Origin of the sequence: Salimicrobium album, assembly GCF_900107115.1 — a bacterium.
GTDB classification, from domain to species: Bacteria; Bacillota; Bacilli; order Bacillales; family Halobacillaceae; genus Salimicrobium; species Salimicrobium album.
On record NZ_FNOS01000002.1, the window covers coordinates 185,786 to 209,947 of the forward strand.

Consider the following 24,162-nt stretch of genomic DNA (forward strand, 5'->3'; position numbering starts at 1 on the left):
TTACTAGGAGGAACTATTGTGCGTAAAATTGTTATCGGGTCAAGAAAAAGTGACCTGGCTATAAGCCAGACAGAGTGGGTAATAGACCAGTTGAAACAGATCGATCCTTCCTATGAATTCGAAATCAAAAGAATCTCCACCCGTGGGGATGAAATATTGAACGTCACCCTTTCGAAAGTCGGCGGGAAGGGGTTATTCATTAAAGAAATCGAGGATTCCATGTACAGCAAAGAAATCGACATGGCCGTACACAGTATGAAAGATATGCCTTCGGTAGTGACAGAAGGTCTTTCTCTCTCCTCGGTTCCAATACGTGAAGATCACAGGGACGCTTTCGTGTCGAAGGACAATACGACTCTGAAAGATCTTCCGGAAGGAGCGATAGTTGGTACGAGCAGTCTTCGTCGATCTGCTCAGATAAAGGCGGTGAGACCGGATGTGGAAGTGAAGTGGATCCGTGGTAACATCGGCACCCGTCTCAGAAAGTTGAGAGAAGAAGAATTTGACGCAATTGTTCTTGCTGCTGCCGGTCTTAAACGGATGGGCTGGACAGAAGAAGTCGTCACTGAATTCCTTGACCCGGAAGTTTGTGTACCTGCAATCGGACAGGGGGCGCTTGCGATCCAGTGTCGTGATGATGACGATGAATTGAGAGAACTTCTGGCCAAATTAAATCACGAATACACGGCAGCGACCGTCAGTGCCGAACGTAAATTCCTTCATGATCTGGACGGCGGCTGTCAGGTACCGATCGGAGGGTATGCATATCGCGAAGGGGATAAGTATACACTCTCTGCGCTGGTGGGGACACCTGATGGAGAGACGATCCTTCACGAAATCGTAACCGGTACCGATCCTGTAGCTGTAGGTAAAGAGGCTGCAGATCTTCTGAGAGACCGCGGTGCTGCAAAAATTATCGAAGACGCGAAAGAGGAGTTTGAGCAGTAATGTCTTCTCTTTCGGGAAAAGAAGTCCTGATTACAAGGGCCAGGCATCAGGCCGATACGTTAAAGGAACGTCTTGAAAGCAGAGGGGCCGGTGTGACTGCTGTCCCTCTGCTTTCTTTTGCTAAAAGGGATAGTGAAGAAAATGTTCGCCTTCTCGAGAATCTGGATGCCTACGACTGGGTTCTTATCACGAGTACAAACGGTGTATGGTTTTTTAACGAGTTGATCAGGAAATATCTGGAATCAACCCCGGAAGGACTCAAATACGCGGCGGTGGGCCCAAAGACGAAATTGGCGCTCGAAGAGGAAGGAAGAACCGTTTCCTTTCTTCCTTCCTCTTATTCTGCGGAGTTTTTAGTGAAAGAATGGGTGCCGATGCTCGAAAGTGATGAGCGGGTGCTATATGTACGGGGCAACCTTTCGAGGGAAACGGTACGGGAAGGGCTCAAGGAGCATCACATTTCTTTTGATTCGATGACTGCGTATGATACGTTAATATTAGAAGAGAAAGCAGCAGAGTTACAGGACAGGCTGAGAAACGAAAGCTGGGATGCTCTTACTTTTTTCAGTCCTTCCGCTGTAGATGCATTTTGTGAGCTTTCGGGAACGCTTTGCAACAGGGCACTTGATCTTCCTTGTTTCTGCATCGGTCCTACTACAGAAAGACAGGCCGCGGACGCCGGATTTACAAATATACAAAGCCCTGCGACTTTCACAGCGGAAGCGCTTATTGAAAAGATGGAGAAATATTTTAACGAGAAAGGATGAAACGGATGGCTAATGAATTTAAAAGACATAGAAGATTGAGACAGTCGGCTTCTCTTCGGTCGATGGTGCGGGAGACCCACCTGCATCCTGAAGATTTTATATTTCCCTTATTTGTTGTTGAAGGGGCGACGGAAAATAACGATGTAGGGTCCATGCCCGGGGTTTATCAGGTCGCCTATAACAACCTGAAGAAAGAGCTCGACGAAATTATAGAGCTTGGACTTACTTCCGTCATCATTTTCGGAGTCCCGGAGGTGAAGGATCCTTACGGGAAAGAAGCCTATAACGATGATGGCATCGTCCAGAAATCGATACGCTTCATTAAAGACTATGCTCCACAGCTGACAGTAGTCGCAGACACCTGTCTTTGTCAGTATACCGATCACGGACACTGTGGAGTCGTGAACGGCGGAGTGATCGAGAATGATACCTCTCTTGAACTTCTTGCTAAAACGGCGGTGACTCAGGCTGAAGCGGGAGCAGACATTATCGCGCCTTCTAACATGATGGACGGTTTCGTGACGTATATCAGGAAAGCTCTGGATGAGTCCGGCTTCCCTCAAACACCGATTATGTCATACGCAGTTAAGTACTCTTCTGCTTTCTACGGCCCTTTCCGGGATGCTGCCCACAGCACGCCGCAGTTCGGGGACAGGGATACGTATCAGATGGACCCTGCGAACCGGCTGGAAGCAAAACGGGAAGTCAAGTCGGATCTTGAAGAAGGAGCCGATTTTCTCATTATAAAACCTGCCCTCAGCTATATGGATATACTGAGAGATACGAGAGAAGAGACGGATGTTCCACTTGTTGCATATAATGTGAGCGGAGAATATTCCATGATCAAAGCAGCTGCAAGCCAGGGATGGGTTGATGAGAAAGCTATCGTAACGGAGAAGCTCTTATCCATGAAACGGGCCGGAGCCGATCTTATCGTAACGTATCACGCCAAAGATATGGCAAGATGGCTGAAAGAATAAGTGAAGGAAGGTGTCATAATGAAAAAGTTTGATAACTCTATTTCTGAATTCAAAACAGCGAAAGAGATAATGCCGGGAGGGGTCAACTCTCCTGTACGTGCCTTTAATTCCGTGAACATGGACGCCCTGTTCATGGAAGAAGGGAAAGGGTCTAAAATTACCGATATTGATGGTAATGAATATATCGATTATGTACTCAGCTGGGGCCCTCTGATTCTCGGCCACGCCAACGAGCAGGTAGTGAACGAACTGCAGAAGATGGTTGCGAAAGGTACCAGTTTTGGTACTCCTACGGTTATGGAGAACAAGCTTGCAGAGCTGGTCATCGACCGGGTACCTTCCATTGAGATGATGCGTATGGTCAACTCCGGCACAGAAGCTACTATGAGTGCTTTGCGAGCGGCGAGAGGTTATACGGGTAGAGATAAAATACTTAAATTCGAAGGGAACTACCATGGTCACGGAGATTCCTTATTGATTAAGGCGGGTTCGGGGGTAGCGACTCTCGGCCTTCCTGATTCCCCCGGAGTTCCTAAATCCGTAGCCGAAAATACGATTACCGTTCCGTACAACGATCTTGAAAGCGTGCGTTATGCATTCGAACAGTACGGGGACGAACTTGCCGCTGTAATCGTGGAACCTGTGTCCGGCAATATGGGAGTCGTACCGCCGGAGAATGGTTTCCTCCAGGGGCTGCGTGAAATTACGGAGGAGCATGGAACAGTGCTTATCTTCGACGAAGTCATGAGCGGTTTCCGCGTAGGTTATAATAGTGCTCAGGGACACTTCGGTGTAACACCGGATATGACCTGTCTCGGAAAAGTGATCGGCGGCGGCCTGCCGGTCGGGGCTTATGGAGGTAAACGTGAAATCATGGAAACGATAGCTCCTGTCGGAAAAGTATATCAGGCAGGTACGCTCTCCGGTAACCCGCTTGCGATGACGGCCGGTTATGAGACACTTCGTCAAATGACTGAAGAGGCCTACGGAACGATCGAACAGAAAGTGGATCGTCTGGTCGAAGGTTTCCGTGAGGCGGCGGAGGAAAACGATATACCGCTTGCCATCAACCGTGCCGGTTCTATGGTTGGAGTATTTTTCAACGATAACGCTGTCACTAATTTTGAAACAGCGGGTAATTCCGATACGGAACGTTTTGCGAAGTATTACCGCGGGATGATCGAAGAAGGTATTTTCCTTCCTCCTTCCCAGTTCGAAGGCCTCTTTTTATCAGCGGCCCACACGGACGAGGACATTGAGAAGACGATCAGCGCAGTGAAAAAGGTATTCAAAACATTATAATCATTTGATCGGGGCAGTCTCTGTGGAGGTTGCCCCGTCTATTGTAACAGAGTGGATGTGAATCAGAAGTCGGCCCGGTCCATGGATATTTTCGTTGACGGCATGGAAGCTGTTCTATACAATTAAAAGAGAAAAAGGATAAAGAAATTGCCATGATGGAGAAGAGTACGTCTATACGTTTTAAGAGAGGAAAACAAACGCTGAAAGTTTTCTAAACCACTGTAGACAGAAGGTAGCTCTATTAGCAGCTTTTCTGAACTTGATTCAGTAGGAAAAGCCGGACGCGGACCGTTATATCCGAACGAAGTGTACAGAATATATCTGTAAATTAAGGTGGTACCACGGAAAAGACCCTTTCGTCCTTAGCTGGAGGAAAGGGTCTTTTGTATGGACAAGAGGAGGATGAATAATGAAAGATATTGAAATGTCGACTAAATATGACCCGACGGAAGTGGAGAAAGACCGCTATCAGTTCTGGCTCGAAGGAAAATACTTCGAAGCGGAAGGAACGGGGGAAAAGGAACCGTATACAGTCGTAATTCCACCGCCGAACGTTACCGGTAAATTACACCTTGGGCACGCCTGGGACACGACGCTGCAGGATATTATCACCCGGGTGAAAAGAATGCAGGGCTATGATGTTTTATGGCTGCCCGGAATGGACCACGCCGGAATAGCCACCCAAGCAAAAGTGGAAGCGAAACTGAAAGAACAGGGTACTTCCCGCTACGATCTCGGCCGGGAAAAGTTTCTCGAGAAGTCCTGGGAATGGAAGGGGGAGTATGCTGATTTTATCCGGTCCCAGTGGGAAAAGATGGGACTTGGTCTCGATTACTCCCGTGAGCGTTTCACCCTGGACAGCGGACTTTCGGATGCGGTGAAGGAAGTGTTTGTACGTCTCTATGAAAAGGATCTGATTTACAGGGGAGAGTATATCATCAACTGGGATCCTGCCACCCAGACGGCTTTGTCCGATATAGAGGTTGAATATAAAGAGGTGCAGGGAGCTTTCTATCACATGAGCTATCCGTTGAAGGAAGAAGAGGGATCGATTTCCATTGCTACGACACGACCGGAAACGATGCTTGGCGATACGGCTATCGCTGTACACCCTGAAGATGAGCGGTACGTGCACCTTATCGGGAAGAAAGCGATCCTACCGATCATCGGAAGGGAACTGGAGATTGTCGCTGACGATTATGTAGACAGAGAGTTCGGTTCCGGAGCTGTTAAGATCACCCCTGCCCACGATCCGAATGATTTTGAAATCGGCAACCGTCATAACCTCGAACGCGTTCTGGTTATGAATGAAGACGGGACGATGAACGAAAATGCCGGAGTCTATGAAGGGATGGACCGGTTCGACTGCCGGAAACAGCTGGTGAAAGATCTGCAGGAGCAGGGTGTGTTGACTGAAATTGAAGAGCATATGCATTCGGTCGGTCACTCCGAGCGGAGCGGTGCTGTCGTGGAACCTTATTTATCTACACAGTGGTTCGTCGACATGGGACCGCTTGCAGAAGCCGCAGTGGCACAGCAAAAAACGGAGGATAAAGTCAACTTCGTACCGGAGCGGTTTGAAAAAACGTATCTGAACTGGATGGAGAATATCAGAGACTGGTGTATTTCCCGTCAGCTGTGGTGGGGGCACCGGATTCCCGCATGGTACCATAAAGAGACCGGGGAAATTTATGTAGGGAAAGAAGCTCCGGAGAATGAAGGAGAATGGGAGCAGGACGCGGATGTCCTTGATACATGGTTTTCTTCTGCGTTGTGGCCTTTTTCCACTATGGGCTGGCCGGATGAAGAGAGCGAGGACTTTAAGCGCTATTTCCCTACGAATGCCCTCGTAACCGGTTATGACATCATTTTCTTCTGGGTCAGCCGCATGATTTTCCAGTCGATCGAGTTCACGGGCCGCCGTCCGTTTGAAGATGTCCTTATCCACGGTCTGGTCCGTGACGGAGAAGGACGTAAAATGAGTAAATCTCTCGGAAACGGCGTGGACCCGATGGATGTTATTGATAAGTATGGAGCGGATTCACTCCGTTACCTCCTTTCCACCAGCTCTTCCCCGGGACAGGACATGCGTTTCACCTGGGAAAAAGTGGAGTCCACCTGGAACTTTGCGAATAAAATATGGAACGCTTCACGCTTTGCACTGATGAATATGGGTGATTTGCGCGTGGAGGACATCGATATTACGAAAAACAGGACAGTTGCGGACGAATGGATTTTGACCAGACTCAACGAAACCATCGAAAAGGTGACGAAAAACGTGGACGGGTACGATTTCGGTGAAGCAGGGCGTCATCTTTACAACTTTATCTGGGATGATTTCTGCGACTGGTATATCGAAATGGCCAAACTACCTCTCTACAGTGAGAATGAAGAGCGGATCCACACTACCCGTTCGGTCCTGGCCTATACACTTGACCGTATTATGCGCATGCTCCATCCATTCATGCCTTTTATTACGGAAGAGATCTGGCAGCACCTTCCTCATGAAGGACCTTCCATCACGGTGAGTGAATGGCCGCAGGCTGATGAATCATTAAATAATCGTCAGGCTGTTACAGAAATGGAGAGGCTCGTATCCATCATCCGGGCTGTGCGTAACATTCGCGCGGAAGTGGACACTCCAATGTCGAAACAGATCAAATTGCTTATTCAGGCGGAGAGCCGGGAAGTCGTCGGAGAGCTTGAAATGAACCGCGATTATCTGGAGAAATTCTGTAATCCGAGCGAGCTTACAATCGATACTGAAGTCGAAGCTCCCGGTAAGGCAATGTCTGCTGTCGTTACAGGTGCCTCTCTTTACCTTCCTCTCGAAGGCCTGATGAATATAGAGGACGAAATTGCCCGTCTCGAGAAAGAACGGAAAAAGTGGGAAGAAGAGGTGAAACGTGTGCAAGGGAAGCTGGCCAACGAGAAATTCGTTTCCAAAGCTCCTGCTCACGTAGTGGAAGCCGAGAAAGAAAAAGAAGCGGACTATCTGGATAAGCGTGCCAAAGTGGAAGCGCGTATCGAAGAACTTAAAGCTTAGAAGGGAAAAGGGCACCGCCAGGCAGGTGCCTTTTTTCATGAAAAGTTACACGGTTGCAGGTGAGGTGTAAAAATGAATAAAGAAGAAGCACTGGAATGGATCCATGGACGGAGCAAGTTCAAAATCAAGCCCGGACTGGAAAGGATGGAATGGCTGGCTGAGAAACTGGGGCACCCTGAGAAAGCCGTGCCGGTCGTCCACATAGCAGGAACAAACGGGAAAGGATCGACGACATCGTTTTTGAAATATCTATTAATGGAACAGGGGTATTCCGTAGGTACGTTCACTTCTCCCTATATCACTCATTTTAATGAAAGAATAAGTCTGAACGAAGAAGCGATCGACGATGAGGAACTGATCCGTCTTATATATAAAGTGAAACCGCTTGTGGAAGAGGCGGCCTCTTTGCCGGGAGGGGAACCTACAGAGTTCGAAGTTATAACGATTATGAGCTTTTTATACTTTCAGGAAAAAAATGTCGACATAGCTATTATTGAAACAGGGCTCGGAGGGCTTTACGATTCGACGAACATTGTAGCCCCTCTTCTGTCTGTGATTACGAATATCGGCTTGGATCATCAGGATATACTTGGGCACAGTTACGGGGAAATTGCCGCTCAGAAAGCAGGAATCGTTAAAAGTCACGTCCCTGTAATCAGCGGAGTGAGGCATCAGGAGGCGAAAAAAGTAATTAAAGAAACCTCACGGAAGCTGCATGCACCTTTATATGAACTGGAAAAGGATTTCTCTGTTGGGCAGAAAGAAGCGGAGCAGCAGTTTATATATAGATTCCGGCATGAAGATACGTATGAGCTGTCGATGCTCGGAGCGCACCAGAAAAGAAATGCAGCTCTCGCCGTTACGTCGATGGAAGTGTTGAAGGAGTTCGGATGGAAAATAAGCCGCGTTCTTTACGGGAAAGCGTTGAAAGAAATGACCTGGCCCGGAAGAATGGAAATCATCTCCCGGAACCCATTGACGCTTCTCGATGGTGCCCATAATTACGAAGGAACAGAAGCTCTGGTGGAAACGATGGAAAATCTGTACAAAGATAGTAACGTGCATGTTATATACGGAGCCGTTGAAGGGAAACCGGCTGCAGAAATGCTCGGGATGCTGAAGAAAATAGCTGCTTCCATTGCCACCGTTTCTTTCGATTTTCCGAAATCATTGAAGAAAGAAGATTATCTTAATATGAATAGCGACTTTCCCTACTTTATGAATCCGGAAGTGGCGTACCGGAGTGTACTGAATTCGGCGGATGCCGGGGATGTGATTCTCTGGACCGGCTCGCTTTATTTTATATCGGAAGTAAGGAAAATGTATACGTAAGGAAGAACCGGGGTGGGAGATGAATCTTGCCCCGGTTCATTCATATAACAGTGGACGAGTAACGGAAGGTTCCTTATACTGGGTATAGCGCTTGAAATTTTTGAAAATTCATTCAAAAATGCTCAGGATGCTGAATACAGATGGAAGAAAGGTGAATACATGACGGCTGTCTTTTTCGTTTTCGGTCTGGTTTTCGGATCATTTTTTAATGTAGTCGGATTGCGTACCCCCGCAAAGTCGCTGTTGGCGCACTCACGTTCCTACTGCCCGCATTGCTGTAAAAATCTGCATTGGTATGAATTGATACCGCTGTTGTCCTGGCTATTTTTACGGGGGAAATGCAGCGGCTGCCGGGTTCATATTTCCCTGATGTATCCTGCCATGGAGCTTTTCTCAGGTGTGTACTTCTCTTTCGCCTTCCTGTACCACGGTTTCACTCCCTCTCTTATTTATTCCCTCTTACTCGGTGCTCTCACGCACATTTTCATCGTTTCGGATTTAACCAGTATGATACTTCCCTCCTCCGTTCTGATTACATTCTTTCTCTGCTGCATGCTTTATTTCCTCATAGACCCTCCCGTCTCATACTGGTCGCAGGTAATAGGTGGAGGTGTCGGTGCAGGTGTTACGGCCGGGATCATTCTCCTCAGCAGAGGGGGGATGGGCGGAGGCGACATGAAATTATTCGGTCTGCTCGGATTCATGATGGGCGTGGAGAAACTTTTCCTTATATTCCTGTTGTCCTCTTTACTTGGAGCGCTTACAGGCGGATTGCTGATTATAACGAAAGTGATTTCCGGCAGACAGCCTGTACCGTTTGCTCCTTTTATTCTGACGGGTGCCTGTGTGACCAACTTTTACGGAACACCATTAATAGAATGGTACCTTGGACATTTCTGAGCCACATACATGGAAGTTGCTGGTCGTATTCAAATAAATCTTGATAAAAAGCTCAATGTAGATAAGTTTTGTATATCCTCTGCCTGCCGGTGAAATAATAGTCATTTCATCTGATCTTTTTTCAATTTTTCCGGAATAGGCTTCGGCTTATTTCATTTACGGTTCTTTTCCTGAAAGTGCACGCTCGGGTATAATGACGATACTTAGCCGTGCACGGATAAGAATTGTCCTAAAGGAGAACTGATTTGGAAAAAGTTATTCATACGAGAGAACAGGGGTCAAGAGAAAAGATGCTTATGTACGGAGCAGAAAGACTGACAGTAAGAGAACTGCTGGCTGTGCTGCTTTCCAAAGGAACAAAAGGGATGCCGATAGAAAGTCTTTCAAGAGAAATTCTCGTGTCTCTGCAGGGTGTGGACGGACTCCGGGAAGCGACTGTGGAAGATCTGACGGCTATCAGGGGCATTGGGGCTGCGAAAGCGATGCAGGTCATCGCAGCTATCGAGTTGGGGAAAAGAGTGTACCGTGAAAAAAGGGAGGAAGGTTATCTGATCCGGAGTCCGGAAGATGGAGCAGAATATGTAATGGAAGAAATGAAACATTTAAAACAGGAACATTTCGTAGCTTTAAAGTTAGCATAACTGGTAAAAATTAAACCTACATAAATTCCACCTTCGTGACCCACAGGTGACGGCGTTTCTGGCGCTTCCCTTTGGCTCCCGTATACCACTCTTCTTTAAAATCAAAGTAAATATCTTTCACAGCTATATTCAAAAACTCATGTTTTTCACGCGGAGTCAGCTTCTTATAGTTATCGATGATAGACTTCGCATAAATTTCTATCTGTTCCGGAGAGGCTGTTTCCACTTTCGCTTTTAACTGCGACCGTTCTTCCTCCCATTCATTGATAGCGTACTGCGTTTCTTCCATCCTGGTCTTGAATTCTTCATCACTGATCCAGTCATTCGCCCATCCTTTTTGATATTTGGCCCGTTGATTCTCCAGCTGCTTAATCTTCTTATCAATTTCTTCTCTTGGATCTTTCTCTTTCATTTCCGGTGGGACTCCATGCACATGTAACGTTTCTATGTAATTCATAAAGGCTTCCTCAAATTTCGTTTCGCTGAAGCTGACGGCTTTCCGTTTATCACGAGAGCACTTTTGGCACGTGTATCTATTGTGTTCCAGCAAAGACCCGTCTTTTCGTTCATACGTATTCCGTTCACTAGTCAAATGCGTACTGCATTGAGGACAGACCAATTTCATCTGATACGTGAAAAAGGAATTCACCTTTCGCTTTTTATGGTTCTGCCGGGACGTCAGAAGTTTTCCGAGATGCAGGAAACGTTCTTTGGAAATCAAACCTTCATGCACATCCTCAAAAAGCTCTCCCTGCCACATCATTCCACCATACAAAACAGGATTCCGTAACATCGATAATATACTGGTGCCATGCCATCGATAACCTCGGACAGGCTGATGAGGACTATCATTAAGATACGTGGCCAACCCTTGGAGCGAATACCCTTCTTCGATTTTTTGGATCATATCCAGGAGCACCTCCGAGCGTTCGGGATGCGGATATAGTTTATGATCCTTTTTGATAAATCCGAAAGGCGTTTGAGCATGATACTTCCCCTGCCTGGCTTTTTCCACAAGACCCATCCGAATACGTTCCCCCAAATTTTCTCGTTCCCACTGTGCCATAGCTGCCACAACATTAATGAACATACGCCCCATGGCGGTCGTCGTATCATATAACTCTGTCGCAGACACAAAAGCACATTCGTTTTCTTCCATATCATTCAGCAGGTTTTGCAGATCCAGTACGGATCGAGTGAACCGGTCGAGCCGATACACCAACACCGTCTTTATCTTTTGACGTTTGATGTCTTCCAACAGTCGCTGCAGTTCAGGACGGTCGGTATTCTTGGCCGACACGCCCTGATCCACGTACAGTTTATAAGAGTCCCACCCCTGCGCCATGCAGTAGGCCTCTAACTTCTGCTTCTGGGCGCTGATGGAAAACCCTTCTTTCACCTGCTCCTCTGTGCTCACTCGTATGTAAATCCCTACATTCATGATTCATCCTCCTTATAGATCGTGTGTCACTCTCATAGCTTTACCGATAATACGTGCAGGGTTATCTTCATTCACGAAGATAGGGTCATGTTTATGGTTATCCGGAAGCAGAATGATATTATCTCCCTGTTTCTTCACCCGTTTTAAAGTAGCGTCTACATCTCCGTTCAATAAGACAGCTGCAATCTCCCCGGATTCTACATCTGTCTGATGACGGATCAAGACAAGAGATTCGGTCGGTATAGTAGGGGTCATGGAATCACCTTTGCAACGAAGATAGAAGACATCACCTTGTGGTAAGTAGTCCGTCGGTTCATATCGGTATTCTTCGATATTTTCATTCGCAAGAATCGGGTCACCGCAGGCAATCGTGCCGATGATAGGGACGGCTGTCGTTCTGTTCACGCGGTATAGATTTTGCGCTTCTGCTACCAGGTTGGTTTTGTTTCCTTCTTTTTCGTTCAGAATATAACTTTTAGGCAAATCGAAGTGGTCCGCGATTTTTTGAATAGCACCCATGCGTGGGGCTGATTTTTGCAAAATCCACTTTCCTACGGTCGAAGCGGATACCCCGGCGATAACACTTAGTTCTTTTTGCGTTAATTTATACTCTCTCATCAAGGTTTGTAAATTTTCGGATATAATCTCGTTCATTTCTTTTTCCTTCATTAATTGTTCCTCCTTTTTGATAGTTATATAATAGCATTATATTCCACAATTTAATAGTATTATTCCAAAAAAAACGAAAAAAATTCTACTTTTCCCTTTACAATAGAATTTAATTCTAGTAATCTTTTAAGTACAGAAGGGAGGACAGCTTATGACAAACAAAACAGACTTCCCCCAAATCAGTTTGAAAGCAGCGCGGGCCAATGCGGGTATGAGTATTGCGGAAGCCAGTAAAGCGTTGGGTATCAGTCACACCACACTGGTGAAATGGGAACGTCGTCCGGGAGACCTGACACCGAATCAGCAAAAGAAGATCGAAGAAGTATATCAGTTCCCGACAGACTATATTTTTTTTGGAGATTGAGTAGAATTTAATTCTAGTAGGAGGGAGCGATGATGGACGATCATCCGATCAGCAAAGAAACGCAGCAGCGTATCTTCGAATTTTTTCTTCGCACTTCCGCACCACGGTTATATGAAGAAGATAGAAAACGGAAGGAGGGAGAACGTGAGTCAGAATCAACGCCATAGCATCTATCATGTTGCAGGTTGGGTGTTATCCCTCGTGTTCCTGTACTGGACATTGATTAATATTTGAAAAGAGGTGAGGAAATCATGAAAGATCTTGAACATCCGGATGTTACGGAAGTCAATCGTACCGGAGGGGTCAACAGAAACGATGACCACATTTATGGCACGGACGCTCTTGGTAACGAAGTATTCGTCGGGGATGAAATCTACTGGTTCGACGACGGTCATTATTACCTGGTGGAAGCCATTCGAGAAGACACCAAAGAAGTGATTCGTACCTTTGGCGGTCAGCTGCATATCGCAGGCCGGACTATTTGAAAGGAGGTGGCAGATGATTGGAAGAGAACAAGCTTACAAAAGGTGATGTGATTTTATATTCTTTCGGCTTCAATTATGTGGAAGCTAAAATTCAAAAAGTGTTCATAGGTCGAGGAGGTGTCTTTTACAAAGTAAGACATAAAGGTTTATCAGGAGCCGGTTTCACGGATTTCATTCCGGAACAAAGAGTCGCTGCAGTTATTAAAAGGAGGTGAAAACATATGCAATGCATCCGATGCCAGCAACATCCCTCACAGATTGAAGAATACAAAGAAGCGGCATACGACATGGAAATGAGTCCGGAATCCTACGTTCGAATGGATGAAGGAACGTATCATTCCCGGACCGATTTCTTCTGCTGCACCAGTTGTTATGTTGCGTTAGGTGCACCTGTCCTGCCCGATCTCATCGGTATGTATGAACATGCGATGGGGAAAGATGGCACGATCATTCCGTTTCCGACACAAAAATAAGCCCGCACGGCAATGCGGACTTCAAAACAAAAGTAGTTACATTTACTATACCACATCAGGAGGTACCCATCTATGGAAATTAAAGTGAAGATTGATGCAGAAGGATTGGAAGCTGCAATTCATACCCTGGCCCAAGTGCTCGGTAATTTCGATTACCCTGTAAGTCTGCCAGAGGCACAGAAGGACGAAGACCCGGTAGGCAAAGAAACATCTGAACCAAAACAGGAAGCACCCAAAGAAGAAACACCCCCTGTACAAGAAGAGAAAAAAGAAGAACCTGACCAGAAATCGAACTTTACGATAGATTCAATCACATCAAAAACTCGTGAATTCATTCAGGCTGACAATGCCAATCGGAAGAAGTTGAAGAACTTCTTGCAGGAGAAAGACGTGGACAAAGTGAGCAACCTTCCAGAGAAACATTACGATGAATACATGGCTTTCATTGAGGAGAACATGCAATGAGTGTCAATCATTCAGACCGGGGGCATGCCCTATTATCAGCTTCCGGAGCTCATCGTTGGTTAGTCTGCACCGCCTCTCCTTCTATGGAAAAAGGCATTGCCGACACGACGAGCACCTTTGCTGAAGAGGGCACCTTTGCTCATGAGCTGTCAGAACTTCACTTTGCTCACTTGTATCAAGGTATGACGAAACGGAAGTTCAATGCTGAATTGAAAAAGCGAAAAGAAAACGAATACTACTCGGAAGAATTGCATGATTATGTGAAAGAGTATGTCAGCCAGGTAGAAGAACACATTAATGAAGCGAAAGCTCGTGCCGATACGGAACCGACTTTGATGTTTGAAGAAAAGCTCGACTTAAGCACGTACGTTCCGGAGTCATTCGGAACCGGTGACGTCATCGTCTATAACGGAGGCGTGCTGGAAATCATCGACTTGAAATTCGGCAAAGGTATCGAGGTCTCTGCAATCGATAACCCGCAGCTGCGTTTATATGGGTTAGGTGCACTGGATATCTTCGACATGATCGAAGATGTGCACGAAGTAGCCATGACGATTGTCCAACCGCGACTGAACAACTTATCGACAGAACGACTGTCTGTGGCTGAACTGAAAACTTGGGGTGAAGCTTATGTACGACCACGGGCAGAAGAGGCATGGAACGAAGAAGGGACGTTCGTGCCTGGAGAACACTGCCGGTTCTGTAAAGTCAAGAACACTTGTAAGGCACGTGCCAATCATTACCTGAACATGAAGAACAAACTGAAAGACCCGAACCTCTTATCGAGTGATGAAATTGCAGACATTCTTTTTCAGGCAGATGAAATGCAGAAATGGGCGAAAGATGTGCAAGATTATGCCCTTCAGCAGGCCAAGAACGGAAAACGATTTGAAGGTTGGAAGGTCGTCGAGGGACGAAGCAAGAGAACCTATAAAGATGAAGATAAGATTATTGAACTTTTGCAGGATGAGTATGACGAAGATGATCTGATAGAGAAGAAGTTGCTCTCCATTTCAAAATTGGAGAAGAAGATTGGTAAGAAAACAGTCGAAGATCGATTAAAGGAGTATATCGCAAAACCACCTGGTAAACCGACACTGGCACCGGAAAGTGATAAACGACCGGAAATGAACAGTGCAGATAATGATTTTGACACTATCAATTAAAAGAAAAAGGGAGAGATTCAACTATGGCAATTTCAGCGAAACGTAACGGAACAAAAGTAATCACAGGTGAAGTCCGCGCTTCCTATGCAAATGTATGGGAGCCGCAATCCATCAATGGCAGCGATGAGAAATATTCCGTCAGCTTGATTATCTCGAAAGAAGACACGGAGACCATCAAAGCTATTGAACAGGCTATCGAAGAAGCGAAGGAAGACGGTAAAGCAAAATTCGGTGGAAAGATTCCGAACAGCTTGAAAACTCCTCTCCGAGACGGGGATGAAGAACGAGAAGATGATGAGGCTTATAAAAACAGTTACTTCATCAATGCAAACCGGAACGCCAGCCAGGGACAACCACAAATCGTGGATGCGTATAAGAACAAAATCACAGACACGACAGCCGTTTATTCCGGCTGCTTTATACGAGCGTCCGTTAATTTCTTCGCCTTCAATACAAACGGCAACAAAGGGATTGCTGCTGGCCTTGGTAACATTCAGAAAATCCGGGACGGTGAAATGCTGAGTGGCGGATCTACAGCAGATGAAGACTTTGACGAACTTGATACTGATGACGACGACTTGATTTAAGGCTCATAGGGGGTTCCGCGGAATCCCCTTTTGCTTTAGAAAAGGATGGATGCTATGAAGCGTTTAGCTGTAGATATTGAGACCTATTGCGAACTGGATTTAAAGAAAGTGGGCGTCTATCGATATGCCGAACATGAAAGTTTCGACATTTTGATTACCGCTTTTGCATTTGATGAAGCCCCCGTCCAGCAACTGACGAAAGAAAATCAGACCTTATTCATGGAAGCCTTACAAGATCCGCATGTTATCAAAACAGCCCACAATGCCAACTTTGAACGCGTTTGTCTTTCGCACTATCATAACGTGGCCATGCCTCCTGAACAATGGAGGTGCACGATGGTCGACAGTACACGCATAGGATTGCCTGCAGCTCTCGGACAGATCGCCCAGGTACTGAAACTGGAGGAACAAAAAGACAAAGCAGGCACCCACCTCATCAATTATTTTTCGAAACCTTGTAAACCGACGAAAACCAATGAAGGACGGACACGGAACCTGCCAGAACATGATCCGGAGAAATGGGAAGAGTTCGTCGCTTATTGTATCCAGGACGTAGAGACCGAACGGGCTATCCGAAAAAGGGTTGATGAATTTCCCGTACCTGAATCTGAACAAAAACTCTGGGCTCTGGATCAGAGAATCAATGACAGAGGGGTCCGAGTGGATGCTGATCTAATGGCAGGAGCTATCACTTGCGATAAACAAACGAAGAATGAAGTCATGCAACAGGCCCGGCATCTGACGGGACTGGATAACCCGAACAGCCCAACGCAATTGCTTGAATGGTTCCAAGAACAGGGAGTGGAAATCGAGAATCTGCAGAAAGCTTCCGTAGAAGCCCTGCTCGAGTATTATACATCCGGCCCTGTCCATGACGTATTGAAAATCAGACAGGAACTCTCAAAAAGCAGTGTGAAGAAGTATGATCGCATGAAACAGATGATGTGTTCCGACAAGCGCGTCCGAGGTATCCTCCAGTTCTACGGTGCTTCGAAAACAGGACGATGGGCGGGGCGAGGCGTGCAGGTGCACAACCTTACGAAAAACTACATGAGTCTTTCCCGCATTCGGACGGCTCGTAAGCTAGTGAAAGAACAAGACTTTGAAGGATTGGATCTCATTTACAACGAGAGCCGCCAGAACATTCTCAGCCAATTGGTCCGAACGACGTTTGTTCCAAGCGAAGGTTATAAATTTGCTATCTCCGACTTCTCCGCGATTGAAGCTCGGGTGATTGCCTGGCTTGCCGGTGAACAATGGAGACTGGATGTTTTCAACTCACACGGCAAAATCTATGAAGCTTCAGCTGCTCAGATGTTCAAAATTCCGGTCGACTCCATATCAAAAGGGAGCCCGGAACGGCAAAAAGGGAAAGTGGCAGAACTTGCTCTCGGTTATCAGGGAGGCCCCGGCGCTCTTATCAGCATGGGTGCTTTGAACATGGGAATGGAAGAATCAGACCTGCGCCCCCTCGTCGATGCCTGGCGAGAAGCTAATCCGAATATCAAAAATTTCTGGTATGCCTGTGACCAAGCAGCGCTTACAGCGGTGAAAGATAAAAAAATCATAACTACCCATGGGATAACGTTCCGACGAGAGAAAGGGTTCCTTTTCATCGATTTACCGAGTGGTCGAAGTCTTGCCTACGCCAAACCACACGTTACCGAGAATAAATTCGGCCGGGAAGCTGTGGCTCACTACGGACTGAACGAGAAGAACAAATGGGCGAAAGTTGATGCATACGGTGGAAAGTGGGTGGAGAACATTGTTCAGGCTGTGTCTCGAGACATTTTGGCAATCGCCATAGAACGGCTGAACGATATCGGATATACCACTGTTATGCACGTACATGATGAGGTCGTATTGGAAGTCCCGGAGGATGATGAGGACGCTCTTGGAAAAATAGAAAAACTGATGGGCGAGCCAGTCAGCTGGGCGGAGGGTTTGCCTCTTGCAGCAGACGGTTTTGAAGCAGAGTTCTACATGAAAGATTAAGAGGAGGCTTGCTATGGAAGACATGGAAACCTTTTTAACCGATTTGAGAAATACACTCAAAGATGCTCCGAAAGAATACGATCAGCTTCATCAAGATTTGAAACGCGTGGAGGGGGAGCTGAACGATATCCACCACTACATTGAGTTTTGTAATATCAATGCAGCCCAGGCATGGAAAGTCTATGACTCCCAGCGCACCCTGTACCGAGAACGACGAACCATCAAAGACCGCATGGAAACGTTAAAAGCAACCAAACATCTTTTCGATCGCATGAGAAAGCAGTACGGCAATGAAATGAACCAGGTGCTCGGAAATGTACGGAAGCTGAAAGAAACACAAAAGGTCCGAAGCTACCGGCCGCGGGTACGGAGTGAATATGCCGAAATCATCAATAACAGAAAGGACGACTAGCATGAACCTATCAAAACTATACAATATTCAGGGTGGTCTGGATTACCACATCGGTAAAGAAAAAGGTTTCATCGAAGGTGAAAACATGGACTGGAAAGTATTAGCGCTTCACACAGAAATCGGTGAACTGGCGAATGAATGGAGAGGCTTTAAAAAATGGAGCAATGATCAGGAGCCTCGCAGAGAAAAGATGCTTGAAGAATACGTGGACTGCCTGCATTTTGTTCTTAGCATTGGGTTAGAAAAAGGATATCGACTTAGTTATTCCAATATTGCGTCGATGAAAGCTGATTCCATAACAGAACAATTCAATGCTCTGTTCCGGAAAGTTGGCGACTTCTCTCAATTTCGAACAATAGGAAACTACAATACGATTTTTGATTTGTTTCTCAGCCTCGGAGAAATGCTCGGATTTACGGAAGATGAGATCGAGGAAGCGTACCTTGCAAAAAATAAAATTAATCATAACAGACAGCTTACAGGCTATTGAAGAGAGGGAGACCATGAAAAAACTATTCAGTTTTGTCAGAGACCTCTTGCCTTATATCGTCATCGCAATAGTGATCATCAGCTTAATTATCAATATGATCACAAATAACTTAACCGGGCAGTTGATGGATCTGAACTGGTTCACTCTTTTCATAGTCCTGCTGGTGTGGTCAGAATTAAGCGAGATAAGACGGAGGCAGGAACAGAACAGGAAATTCATGTTTGATATGGCTCGGTATCTTATCAGAGCACGAAAAAACAAGGAGGACTAATCATGAGATTAATAGACGGCCAGAAACAAGAAATAGGCAGCACAATAGATCAACTCCGCAACGCGGTTCCGATGCAATTGGAAATATATAAAGAAGTAGCCAAGCTTCATAAAGGTTATTTCGACAGTTTGGTAGAGGAAGGATTCACAGAAGAACAAGCGCTTCATATTGTTACTGTGCAGGGCATCAATGCTAATGGACAACCAACAGAATAGGAGGGGATGGGAATGACCACATCATTACAGGAAGCGTTTGGAAGCATGGCAACACAATTCATCAACGTTCTTGGGAATTTTCGAAAAAGTGTGATTAACAAATTGAAAATCATGAGAATCGCTTCTGAAATCGACGGCAAAAAGGAACGACTTACTCACATCGAAAACACACTCCTGCCTGTGACCAAAAAGAGTGTCCGACGCAAGAAATTGCTGCAGGAACAGAAGCAGCTGCAGGCATCTATCCAGGGCTTGCGAGCTGATTATCACCGGTTGCGTAATCAACAGAAACGAAATAAACCGATTGATCCAGATGAGATTGATACCGCGTTTATGAATTTGAAGGGGTGGAGGAATAATGAATAAAGTAACTTTGACAAAGCAACAAGCGGAAGCATTGCAGTCAATGTTGAGAGATGGATGTGAAAAAGAAAACGTTATTAAGTTTTTGGCGAGAGAGGATAAATTTGTTTCTGAAGTTCATGAACCGTTAAACAATATGCCGATTTTGGAAATTGCGGCTGCGATTATCAACGGTTATGACGTTGAACAAACGCCGGAAGAAAAATTGAAAGATTATTACGATGAACACAACATAGATAATTTCATCAATGACGATTTCTCCGGACCTATAAATGTTGCGAAGGGTAGGAGAGACGGAATATTAAAAACACTTGCAGTCCTTGACATCGAGATCGAAGGCATCAACAAATGAGGAATGAAAGGGTGGTGGCATCATGAGAGAAATCAAACAGATCCTCAATGACATACTGGACGAACAGGAACAAAAAGGCATCGAGACGTACGGCACAACCTTAGAAGAAGCGTCTCACAGTGACTATGACTGGAATCGTATGGCACTGGAGGAAGCTATCGACTTAGCACAATACCTGGCGAACGAAAACAGGCGGCTCCGATCCGTGGAGCATTTGAAAGTAAAGCGAGAGATTCCAACAGTTATCAGCTATGACGGAAGAAGATACGTGTTTGACCCTAATAATTGAGAGGAGTGAAGCATTATGAAAATGCCATTTGATAAAAGACCGACTTGTGCATGTGGAGTAAAAATGAAGTTCACAGAGTATCGAGGGTACTACGACTCTTTTTGGTACTGGGAATGCGAAAACTGCAATATCGAAAATGAGATGGAACGTTATGAGCCAGATACCAGCTGGAAAGGTGCTTATGCTTAGAAAGACGCATCAGACACATTTAGCGAAGGGGTGAAGAGATTGGGATACATTTTAATTTTTGGTGAAGATGAGTACGTTGAATCTTACCACTTGGGCAACAAGGAAGTCACTACGAGTCCAGTTCGTAAAGATGCCATTGAATTTGAAAACAAAGAGAACGCTGAATTTATTGCGGAACGTGTGGGTGCTCGAGTGGTTAATACGTAATCCGATGATTACATGCAACAGAAAGGGGGCGTTGAGGTGAACATGGTTAACGTGAATTGTTTGGCGAAAAAAACAGGCATTCCCTACCCTACCCTATATACGAAAATTTATTACCACCACATGACTCCAGATGAAGCTGTTGCTTCATATCGAGATTTTCACAACAGGCGGATTTACAGAGGGAAAGCCCTGGATCATGACATTTCGGAGAGAGCTTTTCGTGCTCGTGTTTACAACGGATGGAGCTATGAGATGGCTTCTACCATTCCCGTATCTGATGGCAGTAGGAGAGCTGGAGAAGCCGCAATAAATGCGAAAGATTAGGAGGATGTCACACCATGAACCTCACACAACTGGAAAAGAAACTGGACGAGCACTATCAAAAAATATCAACCTCTATTTCCGAGTATGCTAAAAGTATCGAGGCTCGGCTCACAGAGCAGGTACAGACGAACAAGCAGCTGCAGAAGAAACTGGATAAGTCGGAAGCCAAACGACAGGAGGCGGAAGTGAAAGCGAAGGACGCAGATAAATGGGAGAAGAAATATTACCGCCTGAAAGAAACGGGAGGGTCCGGCAAGACGGAACGGAAAATCAGAACCGTTACGCGCTATACCGCTTATGTAGTATTCAATGGCCGACCGATGGAAGTCGGAACCTATGACAACAAGGAAGATGCCTACGCTGCGGAAAAGAGAGCCGCCAAAGAGCTTGCTAAAAATTAACCAGGAGGGATATACATGCCGAATGTAACAGGGGATCTGACCAAAGCGAAAGAACTGCTCCGTGATACCGATAAAACGGTTCGGGAGATTGAAGAAGAGACCGGCGCCAATCCCAAAACCATCTATTATCATGCCAAACGGATCCGTGATGCAGCAAAAGAACAGAACGAAAGTAACAATGAATTGACGGAGTCTCTCCAGAAAACATTGAAGGACAGTTATGACGAACTCAAACGGTACGCTGCTGAATTGGAACAGGATGTGGCTGCTAAAGATAAAGAAATCGAGCGTTTGCATGCAGAACTGACAAAAGAAACCCATACAAAAACTGAATCGGCGCTACCGGACACGTCCGATTGGAAAGGGCAGCATGATGATGTGCTTGAAAAGTATGAGTATGCTCAGATCCAACTCACTCGAGTAGAAAAGCACGCGGAATTCGATAGAAAAGAAGCCCAGGATCGCATTGATAATTTGTTGAAGCAGCTGCGCACTGAACAGCAAAGAGCGGACTACCACGGGAAGCGTGATCACTATTTAACGGAACTCCTAAAGCTCGGATAAAGAAAAGAGGGTTGTCGGATGAAACTGGAAAAGCCGAACGAATTGAAGCACTTACACCATGACGGAGAGCTCAGTATCGCTACTGCCGATAATCGGATGGCGAAACACTGGAGAAACCGAGAGCTGACCTGGTCCGACTTCCTGGCACGCATCAGTGAAACGGTTCGAACCAAAGAGTCAGCTACGGAATACCTGAAAATGAAGAAGTCGCAACAGGATGATATCAAAGATGTGGGAGGTTTTGTCGGCGGCATGTTGAAAGAAGGCCGCCGGAAATCAGATAAAGTGTTCAACCGAACGCTCCTCACTCTTGATATCGACTACGGGGAAGAGGGGATGCCGGAGATCATCGATATGCTCTTCGGGCATGCCTACGCCCTGTACTCTACGCACAAACACAGAGAATACCGGCCTCGGTTACGCTTTATCGCTCCTTTGTCTCGTCCGGTTACAGCGGAAGAGTATGTAGCCGTCGGAAAAAAGGTAGCCGAACAGATCGGCATCGACTATTTCGATGATACAACGTATCAGGCACACCGTTTGATGTACTGGCCGAGCACCAGTGAAGATGCCGAATTCATATTCACGTATCAGGATGAACCCTGGTTGGATCCGGACGATGTACTTGGCCAATATCTGGATTGGCGAGATCCACTGGAATGGCCGTCCTCCTCGCGGCAGCAGCAGGATTATAAGAAATTAGCAGATCGGCAGGGAGATCCTTACGAAAAACCGGGGCTCGTCGGAACGTTCAACCGTACGTACTCCATCGAAGATGCCATGTCCGCTTTTTTGCCGGATGTCTATGACTATTATCAGGAGGACCGGTACACCTATAACGAAGGTAGCACGGCTGGTGGTCTTGTCCTCTACGATAATGGGAAATTCGCCTACAGTCACCATGGCACAGACCCTGTCAGCAATATGCTGGTGAACGCTTTTGATTTTGTACGCATCCACTTGTTCAGCGAACGGGACGACGATGCAAAGCCGGATGCTTCCGTTACAGAGCTTCCCTCTTATAAAGCTATGCGGGATCTCGCTCAGAACGATGAAGAAGTGAAAGCGAAGACAGCGGAAGAACGGATGGAAGCAGCGAAAGAAGAATTTGATGAACTGGAAATCGGAGACCTGGAGGATCAGGAAGAGCAGGAACCTGAAGAAAATAAAAAAGAAAAATGGACGAAAAAACTTGTTCTCAATAAACAGGGAGAAGTTGAAGCCAGTGTCCCGAACATCCTTCTTATTCTGGAGCATGACCCTTTTGTGAAAAAGCGGATCGCTACCAACGAATTCACGCAGCGTCTTACTCTATTGCGGGATGTACCGTGGCGTAAAGCAAACATGGATCACTGGACCGACGGGGATGATGCCGGTTTGCGGGACTATCTGGAACGCTTTTACGGCATCTACAATAAAGCGAAAACGGAAGATGCCGTCAAAGTCATGAGTGAAAGACACTCGTTCCACCCGGTCCGTGATTACCTTACATCCCTCGAATGGGACGGCACCGAACGACTGGATACGCTCCTGGTCGACTATCTCGGGGCGGAAGACAGTACGCTGAATCGTGCTGTGACAAGAAAGGCATTTGCGGCGGCTGTTGCTCGTATTATGGAACCCGGCATTAAATATGATTATATGCTTACCCTTTACGGGGCACAGGGTCTCGGAAAGTCGATGCTGCTTCATCGCATGGGTCAGCAATGGTTCAGCGATTCTATCACGACCGTTACCGGAAAAGAAGCTTTTGAACAGCTGCAGGGCGCCTGGATCATTGAACTCGGAGAACTGTCTGCAACCCGGAAAACGGATGTAGAATCCATCAAGCACTTCATCTCTAAACAGGAAGACCGCTATCGGGTGGCTTACGGTAAGAACATTGAAGACTTTCCCCGACAGTGTATCTTCTTCGGTACGACCAATGATGTGACGTTTTTGAAAGATAAAACAGGAAACCGGCGATTCTGGCCCGTATCTGTTAAAGCGGAGAGGCAATTGTTTTCATGGAAAGACCTTACGGATGAAGACATCCACCAGATGTGGGCGGAGGCCAAGTATCGATACGAAGAGGGAGAGCCTCTGTTTCTCCCGGAAGCGTTAGAGGCAGAAATGAAAGAAACGCAGGAAGCACACACGGAGGAATCGCCATGGTTCGGCCTGGTGCAGGAATACTTGGATACCAAATTGCCAGAGGACTGGTATGAGAGAGATCTCGGAGAACGACGGACGTTTTTGGACAGTGACTTCGGAGATGGTCCGGAGGGAACTATGATTCGGGATCGTGTATGCGCGTTGGAGATCTGGGTGGAAGGTTTAGGGAACAGCCGGAATCTGTTTCGGGCGCAGGACCGGAGAGAAATCAACGATATCCTGAGAAATATGCCTGGCTGGAAACCGAACGATAATAACAAGAAAGGGACCTTAAGGTTCGGAAAAGAGTACGGTGTCCAACGGGCGTATGTACGGAAAAACAGCAAGTGAAGGTGTGGGCGTAACCTGAATTAGGCGTGGGCGTGTCTGA

General features: G+C 46.3%; 32 protein-coding genes and 1 other annotated feature. Of the genes, 30 read left to right on the plus strand and 2 right to left on the minus strand.

From position 1 onward, the window contains the following. The first annotated feature begins 18 nt into the window (after positions 1 to 18). The 8 genes from hemC to BLU03_RS04450 all read left to right on the plus strand — a co-directional run bounded on the left by hemC (position 19) and on the right by BLU03_RS04450 (position 9,916). Positions 19 to 948, plus strand: coding sequence for a hydroxymethylbilane synthase (gene hemC / locus BLU03_RS04415; protein ID WP_076569779.1), 930 nt, complete (start codon positions 19 to 21; stop codon positions 946 to 948). Beyond that, positions 948 to 1,715: a uroporphyrinogen-III synthase gene (locus BLU03_RS04420; protein ID WP_093105911.1), complete on the plus strand. Its 768-nt coding sequence runs from the start codon at positions 948 to 950 to the stop codon at positions 1,713 to 1,715. The genes hemC and BLU03_RS04420 overlap by 1 nt, the downstream gene beginning before the upstream one ends. A 5-nt stretch (positions 1,716 to 1,720) precedes the next feature. Then, positions 1,721 to 2,695, plus strand: coding sequence for a porphobilinogen synthase (hemB, locus tag BLU03_RS04425; protein ID WP_407690260.1), 975 nt, complete (start codon positions 1,721 to 1,723; stop codon positions 2,693 to 2,695). 18 nt (positions 2,696 to 2,713) lie between these two features. Then, positions 2,714 to 3,997, plus strand: a complete 1,284-nt coding sequence (gene hemL, locus BLU03_RS04430) for a glutamate-1-semialdehyde 2,1-aminomutase (RefSeq protein ID WP_093105916.1) — start codon at positions 2,714 to 2,716, stop codon at positions 3,995 to 3,997. Positions 3,998 to 4,140: 143 nt separating this feature from the next. After that, positions 4,141 to 4,364: a binding site (T-box leader), on the plus strand. A gap of 42 nt (positions 4,365 to 4,406) precedes the next feature. Beyond that, positions 4,407 to 7,043, plus strand: a complete 2,637-nt coding sequence (locus BLU03_RS04435) for a valine--tRNA ligase (protein ID WP_093105918.1) — start codon at positions 4,407 to 4,409, stop codon at positions 7,041 to 7,043. A 72-nt stretch (positions 7,044 to 7,115) separates the two neighbouring features. Then, complete coding sequence (locus BLU03_RS04440) at positions 7,116 to 8,375, plus strand: bifunctional folylpolyglutamate synthase/dihydrofolate synthase (protein WP_076569787.1); 1,260 nt, start codon at positions 7,116 to 7,118, stop codon at positions 8,373 to 8,375. Between the two features lie 159 nt (positions 8,376 to 8,534). Beyond that, entirely contained in the window at positions 8,535 to 9,275 is a 741-nt protein-coding gene (locus tag BLU03_RS04445) for a prepilin peptidase (protein WP_076569789.1), read from the plus strand. A gap of 245 nt (positions 9,276 to 9,520) precedes the next feature. Next, the gene (locus BLU03_RS04450; RefSeq protein ID WP_176765408.1) at positions 9,521 to 9,916 is read left to right on the plus strand and encodes a UPF0758 domain-containing protein; all 396 of its coding nucleotides are present in this window, start codon (positions 9,521 to 9,523) and stop codon (positions 9,914 to 9,916) included. Between the two features lie 16 nt (positions 9,917 to 9,932). On the opposite strand, the gene BLU03_RS04455 is transcribed toward BLU03_RS04450, so the two are convergent. Together BLU03_RS04455 and BLU03_RS04460 are read right to left on the minus strand one after the other, a co-directional pair. After that, on the minus strand, positions 9,933 to 11,357 hold the full coding sequence (locus BLU03_RS04455) for a recombinase family protein (protein WP_093105921.1): 1,425 nt from the start codon (positions 11,355 to 11,357) through the stop codon (positions 9,933 to 9,935). Positions 11,358 to 11,369: 12 nt separating this feature from the next. Continuing rightward, on the minus strand, positions 11,370 to 12,026 hold the full coding sequence (locus BLU03_RS04460) for a LexA family protein (RefSeq protein WP_093105923.1): 657 nt from the start codon (positions 12,024 to 12,026) through the stop codon (positions 11,370 to 11,372). A gap of 151 nt (positions 12,027 to 12,177) precedes the next feature. Here BLU03_RS04460 and BLU03_RS04465 point away from each other — a divergent pair, with 151 nt between their 5' ends. The 22 genes from BLU03_RS04465 to BLU03_RS04555 all read left to right on the plus strand — a co-directional run bounded on the left by BLU03_RS04465 (position 12,178) and on the right by BLU03_RS04555 (position 24,122). After that, the gene (locus BLU03_RS04465; protein ID WP_093105926.1) at positions 12,178 to 12,390 is read left to right on the plus strand and encodes a helix-turn-helix transcriptional regulator; all 213 of its coding nucleotides are present in this window, start codon (positions 12,178 to 12,180) and stop codon (positions 12,388 to 12,390) included. A gap of 29 nt (positions 12,391 to 12,419) precedes the next feature. Further along, the gene (locus tag BLU03_RS13620) at positions 12,420 to 12,557 is read left to right on the plus strand and encodes a hypothetical protein (RefSeq protein ID WP_176765392.1); all 138 of its coding nucleotides are present in this window, start codon (positions 12,420 to 12,422) and stop codon (positions 12,555 to 12,557) included. Positions 12,558 to 12,641: 84 nt separating this feature from the next. Further along, positions 12,642 to 12,875, plus strand: a complete 234-nt coding sequence (locus tag BLU03_RS04470) for a hypothetical protein (protein ID WP_093105929.1) — start codon at positions 12,642 to 12,644, stop codon at positions 12,873 to 12,875. A 17-nt stretch (positions 12,876 to 12,892) separates the two neighbouring features. After that, positions 12,893 to 13,090, plus strand: a complete 198-nt coding sequence (locus BLU03_RS04475; protein WP_093105933.1) for a hypothetical protein — start codon at positions 12,893 to 12,895, stop codon at positions 13,088 to 13,090. A gap of 6 nt (positions 13,091 to 13,096) precedes the next feature. Next, entirely contained in the window at positions 13,097 to 13,348 is a 252-nt protein-coding gene (locus tag BLU03_RS04480; RefSeq protein WP_093105936.1) for a hypothetical protein, read from the plus strand. A 72-nt stretch (positions 13,349 to 13,420) separates the two neighbouring features. Then, entirely contained in the window at positions 13,421 to 13,813 is a 393-nt protein-coding gene (locus tag BLU03_RS04485) for a hypothetical protein (RefSeq protein WP_093105938.1), read from the plus strand. After that, a complete protein-coding gene (locus tag BLU03_RS04490) occupies positions 13,810 to 14,979 on the plus strand; it encodes a DUF2800 domain-containing protein (protein WP_093105941.1) in 1,170 nt (389 codons plus the stop codon). Before BLU03_RS04485 ends, BLU03_RS04490 begins: the two co-directional genes overlap by 4 nt. A gap of 29 nt (positions 14,980 to 15,008) precedes the next feature. Then, positions 15,009 to 15,566 carry a DUF2815 family protein gene (locus tag BLU03_RS04495; RefSeq protein ID WP_245698738.1) on the plus strand — a complete coding sequence of 186 codons (558 nt, stop codon included), beginning with the start codon at positions 15,009 to 15,011 and terminating at the stop codon, positions 15,564 to 15,566. Positions 15,567 to 15,620: 54 nt separating this feature from the next. Further along, positions 15,621 to 17,561 carry a DNA polymerase gene (locus BLU03_RS04500; RefSeq protein WP_093106362.1) on the plus strand — a complete coding sequence of 647 codons (1,941 nt, stop codon included), beginning with the start codon at positions 15,621 to 15,623 and terminating at the stop codon, positions 17,559 to 17,561. Between the two features lie 13 nt (positions 17,562 to 17,574). After that, positions 17,575 to 17,973 (plus strand): hypothetical protein, encoded by a 399-nt coding sequence (locus BLU03_RS04505; RefSeq protein ID WP_093105946.1) that lies wholly within the window; start codon positions 17,575 to 17,577, stop codon positions 17,971 to 17,973. 1 nt (position 17,974) lies between these two features. Then, positions 17,975 to 18,463, plus strand: coding sequence for a dUTP diphosphatase (locus BLU03_RS04510; protein ID WP_093105948.1), 489 nt, complete (start codon positions 17,975 to 17,977; stop codon positions 18,461 to 18,463). Positions 18,464 to 18,476: 13 nt separating this feature from the next. Next, positions 18,477 to 18,734, plus strand: a complete 258-nt coding sequence (locus BLU03_RS04515) for a hypothetical protein (protein WP_093105951.1) — start codon at positions 18,477 to 18,479, stop codon at positions 18,732 to 18,734. A gap of 2 nt (positions 18,735 to 18,736) precedes the next feature. Then, positions 18,737 to 18,949 (plus strand): hypothetical protein, encoded by a 213-nt coding sequence (locus tag BLU03_RS04520; protein ID WP_093105953.1) that lies wholly within the window; start codon positions 18,737 to 18,739, stop codon positions 18,947 to 18,949. Positions 18,950 to 18,961: 12 nt separating this feature from the next. After that, positions 18,962 to 19,315 carry a hypothetical protein gene (locus tag BLU03_RS04525; protein ID WP_093105955.1) on the plus strand — a complete coding sequence of 118 codons (354 nt, stop codon included), beginning with the start codon at positions 18,962 to 18,964 and terminating at the stop codon, positions 19,313 to 19,315. Next, complete coding sequence (locus tag BLU03_RS04530) at positions 19,308 to 19,664, plus strand: hypothetical protein (protein WP_093105958.1); 357 nt, start codon at positions 19,308 to 19,310, stop codon at positions 19,662 to 19,664. The genes BLU03_RS04525 and BLU03_RS04530 overlap by 8 nt, the downstream gene beginning before the upstream one ends. Before the next feature lie 22 nt (positions 19,665 to 19,686). Beyond that, positions 19,687 to 19,953, plus strand: a complete 267-nt coding sequence (locus tag BLU03_RS04535; RefSeq protein ID WP_093105961.1) for a hypothetical protein — start codon at positions 19,687 to 19,689, stop codon at positions 19,951 to 19,953. A 15-nt stretch (positions 19,954 to 19,968) separates the two neighbouring features. Further along, complete coding sequence (locus BLU03_RS13625; protein ID WP_176765409.1) at positions 19,969 to 20,142, plus strand: hypothetical protein; 174 nt, start codon at positions 19,969 to 19,971, stop codon at positions 20,140 to 20,142. A 39-nt stretch (positions 20,143 to 20,181) separates the two neighbouring features. After that, positions 20,182 to 20,349, plus strand: coding sequence for a hypothetical protein (locus BLU03_RS13630; protein ID WP_176765410.1), 168 nt, complete (start codon positions 20,182 to 20,184; stop codon positions 20,347 to 20,349). 36 nt (positions 20,350 to 20,385) lie between these two features. Beyond that, positions 20,386 to 20,673, plus strand: a complete 288-nt coding sequence (locus tag BLU03_RS04540; RefSeq protein ID WP_093105964.1) for a hypothetical protein — start codon at positions 20,386 to 20,388, stop codon at positions 20,671 to 20,673. A 14-nt stretch (positions 20,674 to 20,687) separates the two neighbouring features. Next, a complete protein-coding gene (locus BLU03_RS04545) occupies positions 20,688 to 21,074 on the plus strand; it encodes a hypothetical protein (protein ID WP_093105966.1) in 387 nt (128 codons plus the stop codon). Positions 21,075 to 21,089: 15 nt separating this feature from the next. After that, a complete protein-coding gene (locus tag BLU03_RS04550) occupies positions 21,090 to 21,638 on the plus strand; it encodes a hypothetical protein (RefSeq protein ID WP_093105969.1) in 549 nt (182 codons plus the stop codon). A gap of 18 nt (positions 21,639 to 21,656) precedes the next feature. Next, positions 21,657 to 24,122, plus strand: a complete 2,466-nt coding sequence (locus BLU03_RS04555) for a virulence-associated E family protein (RefSeq protein WP_093105971.1) — start codon at positions 21,657 to 21,659, stop codon at positions 24,120 to 24,122. Positions 24,123 to 24,162 lie beyond the last annotated feature (40 nt).

Excerpts from the sequence above, each read along its gene's own strand:
- BLU03_RS04420 (WP_093105911.1), top strand. The coding sequence starts at position 948 with ATGTCTTCTCTTTCGGGAAAAGAAGTCCTGATTACAAGGGCCAGGCAT.
- hemB (WP_407690260.1), top strand. The coding sequence starts at position 1,721 with ATGGCTAATGAATTTAAAAGACATAGAAGATTGAGACAGTCGGCTTCT.
- hemL (WP_093105916.1), top strand. The coding sequence starts at position 2,714 with ATGAAAAAGTTTGATAACTCTATTTCTGAATTCAAAACAGCGAAAGAG.
- BLU03_RS04435 (WP_093105918.1), top strand. The coding sequence starts at position 4,407 with ATGAAAGATATTGAAATGTCGACTAAATATGACCCGACGGAAGTGGAG.
- BLU03_RS04440 (WP_076569787.1), top strand. The coding sequence starts at position 7,116 with ATGAATAAAGAAGAAGCACTGGAATGGATCCATGGACGGAGCAAGTTC.
- BLU03_RS04445 (WP_076569789.1), top strand. The coding sequence starts at position 8,535 with ATGACGGCTGTCTTTTTCGTTTTCGGTCTGGTTTTCGGATCATTTTTT.
- BLU03_RS04455 (WP_093105921.1), bottom strand. The coding sequence starts at position 11,357 with ATGAATGTAGGGATTTACATACGAGTGAGCACAGAGGAGCAGGTGAAA.
- BLU03_RS04460 (WP_093105923.1), bottom strand. The coding sequence starts at position 12,026 with ATGAAGGAAAAAGAAATGAACGAGATTATATCCGAAAATTTACAAACC.
- BLU03_RS04465 (WP_093105926.1), top strand. The coding sequence starts at position 12,178 with ATGACAAACAAAACAGACTTCCCCCAAATCAGTTTGAAAGCAGCGCGG.
- BLU03_RS13620 (WP_176765392.1), top strand. The coding sequence starts at position 12,420 with ATGATGGACGATCATCCGATCAGCAAAGAAACGCAGCAGCGTATCTTC.
- BLU03_RS04470 (WP_093105929.1), top strand. The coding sequence starts at position 12,642 with ATGAAAGATCTTGAACATCCGGATGTTACGGAAGTCAATCGTACCGGA.
- BLU03_RS04480 (WP_093105936.1), top strand. The coding sequence starts at position 13,097 with ATGCAATGCATCCGATGCCAGCAACATCCCTCACAGATTGAAGAATAC.
- BLU03_RS04485 (WP_093105938.1), top strand. The coding sequence starts at position 13,421 with ATGGAAATTAAAGTGAAGATTGATGCAGAAGGATTGGAAGCTGCAATT.
- BLU03_RS04490 (WP_093105941.1), top strand. The coding sequence starts at position 13,810 with ATGAGTGTCAATCATTCAGACCGGGGGCATGCCCTATTATCAGCTTCC.
- BLU03_RS04500 (WP_093106362.1), top strand. The coding sequence starts at position 15,621 with ATGAAGCGTTTAGCTGTAGATATTGAGACCTATTGCGAACTGGATTTA.
- BLU03_RS04505 (WP_093105946.1), top strand. The coding sequence starts at position 17,575 with ATGGAAGACATGGAAACCTTTTTAACCGATTTGAGAAATACACTCAAA.
- BLU03_RS04510 (WP_093105948.1), top strand. The coding sequence starts at position 17,975 with ATGAACCTATCAAAACTATACAATATTCAGGGTGGTCTGGATTACCAC.
- BLU03_RS04515 (WP_093105951.1), top strand. The coding sequence starts at position 18,477 with ATGAAAAAACTATTCAGTTTTGTCAGAGACCTCTTGCCTTATATCGTC.
- BLU03_RS04520 (WP_093105953.1), top strand. The coding sequence starts at position 18,737 with ATGAGATTAATAGACGGCCAGAAACAAGAAATAGGCAGCACAATAGAT.
- BLU03_RS04525 (WP_093105955.1), top strand. The coding sequence starts at position 18,962 with ATGACCACATCATTACAGGAAGCGTTTGGAAGCATGGCAACACAATTC.
- BLU03_RS04530 (WP_093105958.1), top strand. The coding sequence starts at position 19,308 with ATGAATAAAGTAACTTTGACAAAGCAACAAGCGGAAGCATTGCAGTCA.
- BLU03_RS04535 (WP_093105961.1), top strand. The coding sequence starts at position 19,687 with ATGAGAGAAATCAAACAGATCCTCAATGACATACTGGACGAACAGGAA.
- BLU03_RS13625 (WP_176765409.1), top strand. The coding sequence starts at position 19,969 with ATGAAAATGCCATTTGATAAAAGACCGACTTGTGCATGTGGAGTAAAA.
- BLU03_RS04545 (WP_093105966.1), top strand. The coding sequence starts at position 20,688 with ATGAACCTCACACAACTGGAAAAGAAACTGGACGAGCACTATCAAAAA.
- BLU03_RS04550 (WP_093105969.1), top strand. The coding sequence starts at position 21,090 with ATGCCGAATGTAACAGGGGATCTGACCAAAGCGAAAGAACTGCTCCGT.
- BLU03_RS04555 (WP_093105971.1), top strand. The coding sequence starts at position 21,657 with ATGAAACTGGAAAAGCCGAACGAATTGAAGCACTTACACCATGACGGA.